The sequence below is a fragment of the Methanomethylovorans sp. genome (assembly GCF_041447285.1).
In the GTDB taxonomy this organism is placed as follows: domain Archaea; phylum Halobacteriota; class Methanosarcinia; order Methanosarcinales; family Methanosarcinaceae; genus Methanomethylovorans.
The window spans coordinates 13433-27954 of record NZ_JBGMEB010000006.1 but is presented as its reverse complement, the minus strand read 5'-3'; the positions used below and the strand labels follow the sequence as shown (position 1 = coordinate 27954).

The 14522-nt window shown below is 42.1% G+C and carries 12 protein-coding genes; 10 read left to right on the top strand and 2 right to left on the bottom strand.

The annotated features are described in order from the left end of the window. The first annotated feature begins 1 nt into the window (after position 1). Positions 2–754, top strand: a complete 753-nt coding sequence (locus ACC612_RS02905; protein WP_371852973.1) for a tRNA (adenine-N1)-methyltransferase — start codon at positions 2–4, stop codon at positions 752–754. Between the two features lie 16 nt (positions 755–770). Here ACC612_RS02905 and radB read toward each other — a convergent pair whose 3' ends face one another. Then, entirely contained in the window at positions 771–1424 is a 654-nt protein-coding gene (gene radB, locus ACC612_RS02900; RefSeq protein ID WP_371852971.1) for a DNA repair and recombination protein RadB, read from the bottom strand. A 336-nt stretch (positions 1425–1760) separates the two neighbouring features. Between radB and ACC612_RS02895 the strand changes: the two genes are divergently transcribed. From ACC612_RS02895 to ACC612_RS02870, 6 genes are all read left to right on the top strand, one after another. Then, positions 1761–2012 carry a glutaredoxin family protein gene (locus tag ACC612_RS02895; protein WP_371853386.1) on the top strand — a complete coding sequence of 84 codons (252 nt, stop codon included), beginning with the start codon at positions 1761–1763 and terminating at the stop codon, positions 2010–2012. 17 nt (positions 2013–2029) lie between these two features. Next, on the top strand, positions 2030–4414 hold the full coding sequence (gene nrdD, locus ACC612_RS02890; protein WP_371852970.1) for an anaerobic ribonucleoside-triphosphate reductase: 2385 nt from the start codon (positions 2030–2032) through the stop codon (positions 4412–4414). A gap of 10 nt (positions 4415–4424) precedes the next feature. After that, complete coding sequence (locus ACC612_RS02885) at positions 4425–5210, top strand: anaerobic ribonucleoside-triphosphate reductase activating protein (protein WP_371852969.1); 786 nt, start codon at positions 4425–4427, stop codon at positions 5208–5210. Positions 5211–5272: 62 nt separating this feature from the next. Then, a complete protein-coding gene (locus ACC612_RS02880; protein ID WP_371852968.1) occupies positions 5273–6139 on the top strand; it encodes a DUF4349 domain-containing protein in 867 nt (288 codons plus the stop codon). Positions 6140–6407: 268 nt separating this feature from the next. Then, the gene (gene thiL / locus ACC612_RS02875; protein ID WP_371852967.1) at positions 6408–7409 is read left to right on the top strand and encodes a thiamine-phosphate kinase; all 1002 of its coding nucleotides are present in this window, start codon (positions 6408–6410) and stop codon (positions 7407–7409) included. A 43-nt stretch (positions 7410–7452) separates the two neighbouring features. Continuing rightward, entirely contained in the window at positions 7453–11157 is a 3705-nt protein-coding gene (locus tag ACC612_RS02870; RefSeq protein WP_371852966.1) for an S-layer protein domain-containing protein, read from the top strand. A 6-nt stretch (positions 11158–11163) separates the two neighbouring features. On the opposite strand, the gene ACC612_RS02865 is transcribed toward ACC612_RS02870, so the two are convergent. After that, complete coding sequence (locus ACC612_RS02865; RefSeq protein ID WP_371852965.1) at positions 11164–11685, bottom strand: helix-turn-helix domain-containing protein; 522 nt, start codon at positions 11683–11685, stop codon at positions 11164–11166. A gap of 146 nt (positions 11686–11831) precedes the next feature. Here ACC612_RS02865 and ACC612_RS02860 point away from each other — a divergent pair, with 146 nt between their 5' ends. The 3 genes from ACC612_RS02860 to ACC612_RS02850 are packed head-to-tail and all read left to right on the top strand — an operon-like array spanning position 11832 to position 14484. Further along, positions 11832–12839, top strand: a complete 1008-nt coding sequence (locus ACC612_RS02860) for an ABC transporter substrate-binding protein (RefSeq protein ID WP_371852964.1) — start codon at positions 11832–11834, stop codon at positions 12837–12839. Between the two features lie 50 nt (positions 12840–12889). After that, the gene (locus ACC612_RS02855) at positions 12890–13717 is read left to right on the top strand and encodes an ABC transporter permease (protein WP_371852963.1); all 828 of its coding nucleotides are present in this window, start codon (positions 12890–12892) and stop codon (positions 13715–13717) included. Continuing rightward, on the top strand, positions 13717–14484 hold the full coding sequence (locus ACC612_RS02850; RefSeq protein ID WP_371852962.1) for an ABC transporter ATP-binding protein: 768 nt from the start codon (positions 13717–13719) through the stop codon (positions 14482–14484). The genes ACC612_RS02855 and ACC612_RS02850 overlap by 1 nt, the downstream gene beginning before the upstream one ends. Positions 14485–14522: the final 38 nt, after the last annotated feature.

Here is a 14522-nt window from a genome sequence, read left to right as displayed (position 1 = left end):
TATGGAAAATGGAGAAATGGTGCTGTTGAGGACATTCCTCAAAGAGAAGCCAAGAGAATTCATAGTATGTGTTTCAGAGGATGCGTTCCACAGCGATTTTGGTGTCATCGAGCTGTCAGAACTTTCCAGACTATCCCCTGGAGATAAGATATGTTCACATAGAGGACAAGAGTTCATTATACAGAAACCACGTATGCCTGATATGTTCAGGCATGCACAGCGTTCCGGTGCTCCCATGATGCCTAAGGATATAGGCATGGTCATCGCATACACCGGACTTTGTAAAAATGACGTGGTATTGGATGCAGGAACTGGTTCAGGTATTCTATCAATGTATCTTGGCTCCATAGCAAAGAAGGTCATTACCTATGAGATAAAAGAGAACTTCGCAGATCTTGCCCGCAATAATATTTCAAAAGCTGGTCTGGATAATATCGAAGTGCGCTGTGGCAATATAGTTGAAGAGATCGATAAGATCGAAGAAAAGTTCGATGTCGTTACCCTTGACACTATTAACTCCACGGAAGTTATCCCCAAAGTGAGAAGAGTGCTTGTCCCTGGCGGTTTTGTAGTGACATACTCACCATTCATAGAACAGACCATAGCTATACGCAAAGCAATGGATGCATCCGGACCTTGGGATGTAATGACCGTGGAATGCATCGAAAGGCCATTATCGGTGTCGGACAGAGGCACAAGGCCAGGAACCGGCGGAGTAGGCCATACAGGTTATCTAACTATAGCCAGAATATAATGGGAGCATTTTGAGGTCATTCAACGCCTTCAGAAGTTAGGGTAAATTCGCAGCTAATTCCTTCCGGAAGAGAACGGTGCTTCCTGACGACTGCCCGCCGTTTTCCATCGCCAAGACGCTCTAACTGTATAATGGTCTTGGATATATGCTCGACTATATTGCCGCCAACCGGCCGCAGCGTCCCTGAAGGAATATCTGTGTATACCTGATTGGTTATGACGACAACCATGCCATATTTTCTTGCAAGGCTGTGGAGGAAACCTATCTGGCTTCCAAGCTCCCGCCTTGCCCGCATGGCAGAATCGTCCTGCTCCAGTTCAAATCTATAAAAAGCAGTGGCAGAATCAACAATAATAAGACCAATATTCTCCTTGATGACCTTTTCAAGCTCTCTTACTGCTGCATGCTGTTCTTCAAAGGTATGAGGTTCATAGATTATTATCTGCTGAGCTATTTCCTTTGCCTGCTCCCCTGCTATCTGTTTGAACCTGCTGGGAGAAATGCCTTCAGTATCAATGATAATTACCTTTTTGCCCTGAGCAACACATTTTATGGCAAGCTGAAGACACAAATTTGTTTTGCCGCTACCTGCTTCTCCAAAAAGCTGGGTCACAACTCCGGCTTCAAATCCACCCCCAAGGAGCTCATCCAGTGATTTGCAGCCAGACATTAAATGCGAATCTATGTAAACACCTCTTGAGATTACTTGCTATACGGGTATTATTTATATCATCTTTTTGTACAAGACGTTTGATACCATACCTGATAACAAACACCGGTCACGTGGTGATCAAATCTGTTACCAATTGCAAATTTTATGTATGTAAATATGCTGTGAAAAACCATTATTAAGCCAGAAGCCATTTGTATAATTTACCTTCAAACGAGAGATTTAAGTTATAAGAAAAGGTTTTCTGCTTGTGTTTTTAGGATGGGCACAGGTTACCCTTACTCATAACTTAATAATATATAAGTAAAAGAATAAAGACGAATGGACACGAGAAAAATGCCTGAAGTTATTATATATACAACAAAAACCTGCCCAAAATGCGAACTGCTTAAAAAGGCTCTGAAGGAGAGTGGCGTGGATTTCAAGACCACTGATATGTCCACCCCGGAAGCTCTCACAGAACTGAGGGTCAATGGAATATTCACCCTTACAGCACCTGTATTGCAAGTAGATGAGGAATTTCTTACCCATGATGAGTTATTCAATGGCATGGAAATAAAAAGAGAAGCACTTGACAATTTACTCTAATTGGAGGAGATTGGATAATGGATACATGTATTATTGATTCACAGGATAAAAAACAAAAGGCAACTGAAGGAAGTGACCAAAGGCTTAAGTCCATGAGTACTGTTCAGGAGGATATGACGTTACCTCAAAAACAGGCTGTACAAAGGACCCTTGATGGCCATTCCATATCCGTTATGCCAAAAGTGCGTACTACTGATGGGCATATGGTGGAATGGGATCGTAATATAGTGGTTAACCAGTTGATAAAGGAAACCGGACTTGCCGCCAGGTTCCACAACAAACCGGGCGTAACCAGAGAAGAAGCCCAGGAAATCGCAAAGGATACTGAAAGGCGTATCAGGCAGCTGGATCTCAAGTTCCTTTCAGGCCCTCTTATCAGAGAAATGGTCAATATGATCCTGCTGGAGCGTGGACATATAGAATGGAGGAACGTTTCCACCAGAGTAGGTACCCCTGTGTATGATGCCTGCGCAATAGACCTTGGTTCCGGTTTTGAGGCAAAGGATAATGCAAATCTGCAAGAGAACGCAGAAACATCACACAAGAAGAAAGCAGACAAGATCTCCAAGGAGCAGTACTTGCTCTTGCTGCCACCCAGGCTTGCAGACCTGCACCTTAACGGCGACCTGCATATTCATGATCTTGAATACATGGGAACACGTGCCTTCTGCCAGGATTGGGATCTGAGGTATTTCTTCTACTACGGCCTCATGCCAGATGGGTCTGGTGCCAAAGCCAGTGTTGCAGGTCCGGCCATGAAAGCAGAAGTTGCTATCCTGCATGCAGTGAAAGCACTGGGTAGTGCTCAGACCAACTTCGCCGGAGGACAGGGATTCTATAACTTCCTGACATTCCTTGCACCTTACTTTGAAGGCAAGAGCTACAAGGACATCGAACAGCTTATGCAGATGTTCGTGTACGAGATGACACAGATGATGGTAGCCCGTGGAGGACAGGTAGTATTTTCCTCAGTACAGTTGTCTCCGGGTGTACCAAAGCTTTGGAAGGACATCCCTATAGTATACAAGGGAAAAGTGCATGATGGTACCAATGGCACAGTTAAGCGTACATACGGAGAATTCGAACGTGAAGTAAGGCTAGGATTTGCAGCTCTTATGAATGTCATGCTTCATGGGGACAACTGGGGCAAGCCATTTAACTTCCCCAAGCCGGAGATTTCCATTGAGCCTGATTTCATGCATGAAGACGAGCTATTCAACCGTGCTCACCCAGAACTTCCTACCTACGATGGGCTGTACACTCTGGCATTCGAACTGGCTGCGAAGTTTGGTACACCTTACTTTGATAATCAGCTTCCGGAGTACAGAGGAGCCGGAGAAGGCATTTCATGCTACCAGTGCTGTGCATACCAGTTCTCAGCTAATGCAGAAGCAGATGACAGCTTTGAGGACAAGCTTCATTTCAAGGACGGAAAGCACTTCTCCATGGGTTCATGGCAGGTAGTGACACTCAACTGTCCAAGAGCAGCATACAGAGCAAATGGTGACGATAAGGCCCTGTTTTCCGATCTCAAGAGCCTCATGGACCAGGCTATCAAGGTATTTGCAACCAAAAGGCAATGGATGGAAAATATAATAGAGAACGACAGAATGCCCTTTGCAACCCAGCGTCCAAAGGATCCTCTTACCGGTAAGAAGGGATCAATAGCAGTGGACATTGATTCTCTGGTATACACCATTGGGGTCGTAGGTATAAACGAAATGGTACAGTACCACACAGGTAATCAGATCCACGAGTCAAAAGCTGCTTTTAAGTTCGCTATAAGAGTAATGACAGAACTCGAAATGTATGCACGTGAGCTGGGACAGAAACATGGCATAGAGATAGCGCTTGCAAGGACACCTGCTGAAACCACAGGACAGAGATTTGCTGTATCCGATCTGCTACATGAAGAATATGCAGATAGTGTAAAGCAGGTTGTTCAGGGCGATCTTGAGAAAGCCCTAGCAAAGGTTAAGGATACACATGACCTTCCCATATATTACACCAATGGAACTCACGTGCCACCGGGTGCTGACATCTCCCTTGCAGACAGAATAAAGATAGAACATGTGTTCTTCCCCATAGTGGACGGAGGCAACATCTGCCATATCTGGCTGGGAGAAGGTTCACCGGATCCAAAGGGACTGAAGGAATTTGCTATGAACATTGCCAAGAACACACAGGTAGGATACTTCACCTTCACCAAGGACATGACAGTCTGCCTGAACGATTTCCACATGATGTCTGGACTTAAGGATGTCTGTGAGAACTGCGGTTCTTCCAATGTGGAGCAAATGTCCAGAGTCACTGGATATATCCAATCTGTCAGCGGCTGGAATGCTGCAAAGAAGCAGGAGCTGGCAGACAGGAAGAGATATAAAGTAGCTGGTATAGCCTGATAGTGGTGTAATGAAAGCCAATTACGGCACATATATACCCATTTCTACAGTAGACTGGCACGGGAAAGCGGCAGTCGTTTTCTTTTTAAGAGGATGCCCTTTCCGCTGCCCATACTGTCAAAACTACGAGATCCTGACAGGATCCGACCTTGTAGACATAAAGTCACTACAGGATAAAATTGAAAGTTCTATTCCTTTTATAAGTAGCCTTGTGATCTCCGGCGGAGAGCCGCTGATACAAAAAAATGTAGTCAAAGAACTGGCAAAGTTCGCTAAGAAGAAAGGATTGGTCGTTGGTATTCATACAAATGGTTTTTTCCCACAGGTAATTGAGGAGCTTCTTCAAGAAGCTCTAGTGGACAGTTTTTTTCTTGATATAAAGGCTCCTCTAGATGACCCTGAAGCTTACGGAAAAGTCATAGGCTGTGAGGAATATAATCTAACCTTGGAACCAAAGGAAGTTATAGAAAATATTACAAAGAGTCTTGATGCTATTTCCAGAAGTAATGTGGATCTGGAAGTAAGAACTACTGTTATACGTGGCCTTGTGGGCAGCAAGGAGGATATTGCTTCCATAAGCCAATTCTTGGCTCCTTACATTAAAGGAAGAGATTCTCCTTACATAATACAACAGGGGCTGCCTGAAAATGCCATGTCTGAAAACTTAAGGAACCTAAAACCATTTTCCAGGGAAGAATTGCTGGAGATGGCAAAAGCTGCACAGCCGTTTCTGAATAATGTCTGGATAAGGACAAAAGAAGCAGGTAATGAGCGGGTTAACTTCGAATTCATTTGAAGTTTACATAATTTTTTTATGTAGCTCGCCCCATACAATAATATAAGAGTGGAGTCAATCGAATGAAACGAACCTATCAATTGCTGGTTGTATTATTGTTCCTAGTAGGGATGAGCGTTGCAGGCTGTGTAGCCCAGGATGATACAAAATCATCATTGAATTCTCCTCAGGTTACTGTGTACCCTGCTTCCGGAGATGGCGAAGCTTATGAGTATGTAGCTGATGAAACGTCTTCCGGAGGAACAGCTTCGGATGTATCCCTTTCTGAAAGAAAGACGATTACGAGTATAGAGATATCTATGGAAGTGGACAATGCCTCCAGAACTGTTGACAACATTATAGAGATGACCACTAAATCCGGAGGTTATGTCTCCAGTTCATCTGTCTATGATACATACTATGACACAACCCCTCGTAAAGAAGGATATATTACCGTAAGGATTCCTTCAGGCAATTACACCACCTTTGTCAAAGATATCGAGAATTTAGGTGATGTAACATCTGAAAGCATAACAGGCACAGATGTTACAGAAGAGTACATAGACCTGGAAGCAAGACTCAACAACCTGCAAAAACAGGAAAAGCGTCTTACTGAAATTCTCAACATGTCCAAAACCGTAGAAGAAGTGCTTAGTGTTGAAAAAGAGCTTGAGAGAGTACGCGGAGAAATAGATAGTCTCACTGGAAGACTGCAATATCTTGATAATAAGATAGATTTTGCTACTATAAATATTAGAATAACAGAGCCAACACCTATTACGCATTCGTGGGGAATGAGAGATGCTCTTTCCAGCTCAGTACAAGGTTTTGTGTCAACTGTCAGAGCTATGATAATTCTGGTTGGCTATTTGCTACCGATCGCTATAGTGTTGTCAGTCATAATAGCCATTTTACTGGCGATAAGGCGTAGAGTACATAAAAAGGTATAGTAAAAAAAGAGGAAACAACTAAATATTATTGTTATCTGTATAAGGATAGATAACAATATACATATATTTTTGGTATATGTATTGAACATACATTTAATGCTTATTTGTGAGTTTGCACGCACTTAAGCAAGTTCGGACAAGAATTAGATATATAAATTTTTATATAACTAAGTGATTAATGAATGTATGAACAATATTGACATATAGAATAACATAAATGCAGTTTACTTTATGTATGAAATATGCACAAATCCGTAGAAGATAACTCATGAATAAATACATACCAGTTTCACAGCTTGGAGAAAGACCCCTGATATCCCTGCTTTCTGACATATTCCATGAACTGCCGGATGCTACATTGTTAGGTGCAGGCGCTGATGACTGTGCAGTTATCGATATTAATGAGAATTCATACCTCGTAGTTACTACGGATATGCTACATCGCATGACAGATTTTCCTACACAAATGAATCCATGGCAAATCGGGTGGATGTCTGCAGCAGTCAACCTGAGCGATATTGCAGCTATGGGGGCCCAGCCAATGGGAGTACTGGCTGCTTTTGGCCTTCCACGAGATACAGATGTTGCTTTTGTGGAAGAGATGGCCAGGGGTATGAGAGACTGTGCCAGAGAGTGTAATACTGCAGTTATAGGGGGAGACATCGATACTCACGATGAACTTACAATCTGTGGTACAGCTCTTGGAACCGTTCCAAAGGGACAGCTGCTTAAAAGAAAGGGAGCACAGGTGGGTGACAAGTTATGTGTGACAGGATATGCGGGTTCTGCAGGCGCTGCACTCTATGCTCTGGAAAATAATATTGAGGCACCAAATAGTATTTTGAAGGCCTTGTTTGAACCTATGCCACGTATCAAAGAAGGAATGAAACTTGCATCCATTGGACATGTAACGAGCATGATGGATACAAGCGATGGTATAGCAATGTCACTTTATGACCTTTCTAAAGCCTCAGGAGTTGGATTCAAGTTACAGGAAGAAAAATTACCCTTGCAGCCTGAAGCAGAAGAATTAATGTCTTATGACAGGGTAACTCTTAATTCGATGGCCCTTTATACTGGAGGTGATTTTGAACTGATTTTCACTGTAAGGCCGCAAGGCATTGAAGAAGTGCTGAAAATGGGCAATATCAGTGTTATCGGAGAGGTTATGCCTCATGAAAAATCAATCTCCATACAGAAGTCGGATGGTACTGTGTTACAAGTGGAACGAAAAGGCTATGAACCGTTAAAGATAGCAGATAATAAATAAAATTTCAAGAATCAAGTAAAGTAGAAATATGGTAGGTTATGTTATGAAAACCCGTTTAGGTTTTACAATATGTTTAATGTTGATCTTGCTGGCAGGTGGAGCAGTTGCTGTCCCGAGCATTACTGACCACGATCCAGCTAGCGATCCGACTTCCGCAGTTGGTGTGAATCAAGATTTCAGTGTGACTATAAATGAAACATCTAATGTCACCTGGTATTTAAATAATGTTGAATTAGAAACCGATAAAAATACTACAACAGCTTCTTATTCTAATGATACTGCACCTGCAGGCACATACGAAGTTAAAGCAGTAGCAGAAAATGGCAATGGAAGCGATGAATATACATGGACATGGACCGTGCAAAGTGAGTCTTTGACCATAGATGATTTCAATCCTGATGATACCACCCCCGACTCTACAGCAGGGGACACAATGACCTTCGATATCACTTTCAGCCATCCAGCAGCGATCAGATGGCTTATAGATGGTATTGAAAGGGATACCGCAACCGCATCCTCGGATTCATATTCTAACAGCAGTGCACCTGCTGGAACATATAATGTAACAGCTATTGCAACCAATGGAAGCAATTCTATTCAGCAGACATGGGATTGGACAGTTGCAGAAGCAGAAAATGAAAATGTCACGATAACAGATTTCAATCCTACAGATACAACTCCTAGCTCAACAGCAGGAAACAAAGTGGAATTCAATATTACACTCAACCAGGAAGCTACAATAAGATGGCTTATAAATGGTATTGAGATGGATACTGAAACCGATTCCTCGAGTTCATACTCAAATAGCACCGCACCTGCTGGAACATATAATGTAACAGTTATTGCAACCAATGGCAGCAACTCTGACCAGCAGACATGGGATTGGACAGTTGCAGAAGCAGAAAATGAATCACTTGAGATCACAGAATTCAGCCCTGAAAGTAATCCTTCAAGTGCATTGGATACTTATCAGAACTTCACCATCGAAACGAATCAGAACGCAGAAATAAAATGGTACATAGATGGAGAACTTGAACAAACAAACTCTTCAGTATCCATTGCGGCATTTAATGTTTCTGGCGAGGATACAGGCTCCTATAATGTTACAGCAGTAGCATCAAATACCAATGGAAATGACCAGCATAAATGGACATGGACTGTGGCTTCTAAAACATATCTAAGCGGGGACCGTATATGGGATGCTGATGCCAACCAGTCTCTTGATTACACATGGAATTACCTGAGCTACTCCGGTTTTTACTATGACCTTGATACCGGAGATGGATCAGAGAGCATGACAGTACATCTTGAAAGCGATTCAGACAGATCTATAGATGAAGGGGATCTGGAATATGAGACCACACCTATAACCACCGAGTTTGAGTATGATGATTGGGGCGATTATCAGGTAATAGGATTCATGGCTGAGAAATACTTTGCAGGATACCTTGATACGACTGAATTTGCTGACGAGAACAGTATCATGTCAGACGGTATACTCTCCAAAGTGCTTATAGATGAAAATGATAAAAAATCCGTCTATGCCGGTTCAAGCCTTACACTGGAAGATGGTTACGTTCTGAATCTTGTAGAGGTTGACACGGATGGTGACAATGTATACGTTACCCTTTCAAAAGACGGGTCACAGATCGATGAAACCATAGTAAAAGACAATGGAACCTACGTGTATGAAACAGAACTGGGAGATACCGGAGACGACATACCTGTCATAGCTGTGCACTTTGGTAATATATTCCAGGGTAATGAGGCTAGTGCAGTATTCGTTGATGCTATTTTCCAGATATCTGACGACTACATAACTATTGATTCCGGCGACAGCTATGGAGTCATGGAACTCAAGACAGTAAGCGATGAGAAAATAACCATGGAAAATGACGATTCAATTTCCCTGAATAAGGGCAAAACCGTCAGTATAATGGGTAAACTGAAATTTATCATTGCTGATGATTCCACTCTGAGATTTGCTCCATTTGTTGATATGTCAGAAGCAGGGACCTATGAATTAAGAGGTACTGTTTCAGAAGGCAAGGCTTTTGAATGGACACCTTTGAACTTCGAGGGCTTTTACTATAACATTGACGAAGGAATAGGTACCGAAAATCTTGAGATCACCGAATTATCGGACAGAACAATTGATGATGGCGATCTTGTGTACACTTCTACCCCGGAAAATGTAAGCTTCGAATACGATGACTGGGGAGACTTTGATGTCATCGGATTTATGGCTGGGAAATACTTTGCAGGATATCCTGAAAATGATTTCACAGATTCCGTTAGCTTAGTATCCCAGGGACAGCTATCTAAGGTGCTTCTTGACGAGAGTGATAAAACATCCCTTGTATCTGGTACATCCTTTACAATGGAAGAAGGTTATGCTTTAAACATTGTTGAAGTCGACGTAAATGGGGATACTGTATACGTCAGCCTCACAAAGGATGGCGAAGAAGTAGACGATGATATAGTCTCATCAGGTAGCACATATGTGTATAAAATGGATGTAGGAGATGTTGATGACGTACCTATAATAGCCATTCATTTCCAGGATGTATTCCAGGGACAGGAAAGCAGCGCAGTCTTCGTTGATGGAATATTCCAGATATCAGATGAATACGTGTCCGTAGAAAGCGGCGAAACCTTTGAAGAAATGGAAGTAACCAGCATCTCAGAAGATGGTATTACCATGAAGAACGAGGACTCAATATCACTTACAAAGGGCAAAGAGATCCCAGTTATGGGAAATGTTACCTTTAAGGTTGCCGACAGTAGTGAAGTCAGGTTCTACCCCTTTGTAGAAGTGAAGACGGCCTCTTCGGATTCACTTGAAATACAGATGGAAGATGTAGTGGCCCAAGGCACAGCAATGAAAATTTCTGTTACTTCCAGAGGTATGGCTGTAAGCAATGCAACATTAAAAATAGATAGTAAAAGTATTGGCTCTACTTCTGCTGAAGGTATAGTACAATATACACCGGACAAGATTGGTAACTTTACCATTACTGCAGAAAAGGATGGATATGTTTCTGGAACTGCTAAGTTTGAAGTAATATCATCCCAGGATGAATCAAGGAAAATGACAATAGACACAACTCCGGATGAAATTTATGCAGGAACAAATGTAAAATTTGTCGTCCTTAAAGCTATAGGTGGCGAAGTTATTGAAGGTGCACAGATCACTCTTGATGGTAACCCCATAGGTAACACTTCAAAAGACGGGAACATAACCTATACTCTCACAGGAGTGGGTATGCATAAACTGATAGCTTCAAAATCAGGGCTGATTGATGCTGAACTTAACTTTGAAGTAAAGGAACTTGCAGCTAAGTTCACATTCACAAACCTGCAGATCTTACCGCTTGAAGTGAAGGCAGGAGATGAAGCAACAATCTCAGTTGATGTAGCAAATACTGGTACAGCACCTGGCAACTATACTGTTGAGTTGAAGGTCAATGGTACTACAGTAAGTTCTCAGGCAGTGACGCTTAACAACGGGAATTCCACGAAAGTAGAATTTACCCATGTTGAAGAAGAACCAGGCACATACAATATTTCAGTGCAGGATTTGAAAGGTAGCTACGTAGTAGTGAAGAAATCAAGCGCCATATGGTATGTCCTTGGAGGTATCATACTACTGGCTGCAGCAGGTGTTGGATATCTGTTCACAGCAGGTGGTATGACAGTGGAAATGGCAAAAGCAAAAATAAACGATTTTATCGGATCTATCCGATAAAATCAATTAACTTATTTTTTTGGATACTCTTTCTATAGCTTCTATAAGGCTGTTCTTTGGCATGATCGTAGCCACAGGAATCCGTAGTATTTTTTCCACAGTCGGGCTTACAATAGGTGCGCACACAAGCGCACGTGCCCCTTCACGTTCTGCTTTAACAGCTGCAATAATAGCTTCTTCTATGGAAGTTGCAGAGTATTCCCTTATCGTACAGAGAGTTCCCCCTATTCTCTTTTTTGTTTCTCTTATGTTATCAAGCACAGGCCTTGCAGCAATAACAGCTATGAAGTCTCCTCTTTCGGTATTCTGTAGCCTCTTGATGGTTTTAACTATCTGCCTTAAAGTTTTCATGTTAGGCTCTCTTTTACCTGACATTATCTTGTATAAAGTACTTGCAGGAATGTTTGCTTCTTGTGCAAACTCAACCGCAGTAAGATTCAGGTCTTCTTTCAGTACTGTAGAAAATGTTTTTTGGAAGTCTTCATAAGAGTCCAATATAGCATCCACTATCTTATCTGATGATTCCATTAGTCCTCCATAATAATATAAAATATCCTTAGGAGGATAAAGATAAGGTAGTATTTATACTTTCAGGAAAATTCCTTTATAGGTATGGGAAACATTAAATATAACTCAGTAGAACGATTTCACTGTTGAGAAAAAGAGGTACCAATATGTACAACAAAAGAATTAACAGAATTCTTGGAGCCATTTTTATCATCACTGCTATGATGGCAATTGCATTTATTTCAGGTTGTGCTGAACCTGAACAAAAAGAGGAGCTGACAGAGATACACTTTGGATATCAGCCTAGTACCCATCAGATAGCTTATCTGACAGCAAGGGATAAAGGCTTGTGGAATGATACCCTCGCACCTTTGGGCATAGTTAAAACAACAGAGAATTTGTTCCCAAGTGGAGCCCCGGAAATGACATCTATGCTCGCAGGAGACCTTGATGTGGCATATGTAGGGGCTGCACCATTCATATCCGCTCTAAGCGAAGGTCTTGATGCCAAGATCGTAGCTGCTGTTCAGGTGCAGGGCTCTGACCTTGTAGTGCGCACTGGCATACCTTATGAAAAGCCAGAAGATCTAAAAGGACTGAAGATAGCTACATTCCCACCAGGAACTATCCAAGACACGCTCTTGAGGAACTGGCTGAAAACAAATAACATTGATCCGGATAAAGACGTAACTATCTTGCCCATGACACCTGCAGATGCTGTGACAGCTATCTCAGCCAGCCAGGTTGACGCAGTGTTCCTGCCACATCCATCTCCAACTCAAATAGAGATGGGAGGCTATGGCAGAACTGTTGTCCAATCCGGTGAAATTATGCCAAACCATGCATGCTGTGTGGTTGTAGTAAGTGGAGACCTCATCAAGAACCACCCTGAAGTAGTGGAGCAGATAGTAAAGACACATATAGACGCTACGGAGTACAACAATGAGCATCCTGATGAAGCGGCTCAAATCTATGCAGCTGATCAGGAAATGAATATAAGCATTGTTCAGAACTCTATTAAAGAATGGGATGGCACATGGGTGGCAAATCCACATCTGATAGTGAACTCAACTGTAGACTATGCAAATATCCAGTATGAACTGGGATACATAAAGAAGCCACTTACGGAAAAAGATATATTTGATATGTCTTTTTATGATTCCTTGCAAAAGTGAGTGCATTAACAGCAACTTTCATGAATAAGCAAGGAGTTCTGTAAGCGGAAATGATTAAAAAAATAATACACATGCTAAAGGGTAGAGGAGTGGAGATAATATCCATTATCTCTGCCCTTCTGCTGTGGCAAATAGTAGCGGAATTCATAGTTCGTAACAAGTTATTCCTGCCAAGCGTTCTTGATGTAATTTCTGCTGCATTAGTTATTTTTCAGCGCCCCGCTGTATTAGAGATTGGATCACTTGCCCTAGAAACGCCACTGGTATTCGTTGACCTCCTACACAGCTTGTTACATTTTTCTATTGGAATGGTAGCTGCCCTAATAGTTGGAATTCCCATTGGCATGATAATGGGCTGGTTCACAGCATTTAACAGGATACTTGATCCAATTATAGAGATATTAAGACCTATTCCTCCGCTCGCCTGGATACCATTTGCCATCATTTGGCTGGGTCTCACGCCAGCATCAGCAGGCTTTTTAATCTTTATAGGAGCTGTGTTTCCAATTATTATTAACACTTTTACAGGTCTTAAGAACGTACCAAAGGTCTATGTAGAAGCAGCCAGGGTACTAGGATGCAAGAAAGACAGTGACCTTATAAGATATATTGCACTGCCTTCTGCTCTTCCTTCCATAGCTGCGGGCATAAGAATAGCTATTGGCGTGGGTTGGATGTGCCTGGTAGCTGCAGAGATGTTTGGAGTAAGCAAATACGGGCTAGGTTTCAAGATATGGCATCATTATTATCTTCACCAGATGGATATGGTGCTCGTATACATGATGGTTCTGGGTTTTCTGGGACTGTTCATTGACAAGGTACTTAGGTACATTATAGATGAACGTCTGCTGAAATGGCAGGCAGGAGTTGTCAGATAATGGGAAAAGTAGAAATAAAGAATATTACCCGTGCTTTCAGAAAAGAAGGTGTATCTGAAACCCTTGCATTAGATAATGTGAGCCTTGGCATAAATGACAAGGAGTTCGTATGTTTTGTAGGCCCTTCTGGATGCGGCAAGACGACTCTGTTGCGTATTATTGCGGGTCTTGATAATCCCGATTCAGGAGAAATATTACTGGATGGAATAAAAGTATCGATACCTGATTCAAAAAGAGGTATGGTGTTTCAGGAGTATTCACTTTTCCCCTGGAGAACTGTAACTGAGAATATTACCTTCGGCCCGGAGATGAAAGGTGTTTCAAGAAAACAGGCAATAAAAGAAACTGAGAAATATCTTGAACTGGTAGGCCTCACGCAATTTAAAGACAGCTTTCCTTATGAGCTATCTGGAGGCATGAGACAAAGGGTTGCTATTGCCCGCGCACTCGCAAATGAACCGGAAGTATTGCTCATGGATGAACCCTTTGGAGCACTGGATGCTCAGACCAGGAATTCTTTACAGCACCAACTTCTGGATATATGGAATAAGAAACACATAACCATCCTGTTCGTTACTCACAGCGTGGATGAAGCCGTATTCCTGGCTGACAGGATAGTAGTTATGACTGCACGTCCCGGGAAAATAAAAGAGATCATAGATGTAGATCTTCCCCGACCCAGAATAAGAACAGGGCCTGAGGCTAATAAATTGAGGACATCTGTATTGAAGTTGCTCTCCGAAGAAAGAAAAGAGAGAATTGATTAATATTCAAAACATACAAAAAAAAGAGAAAATTAGGAAAT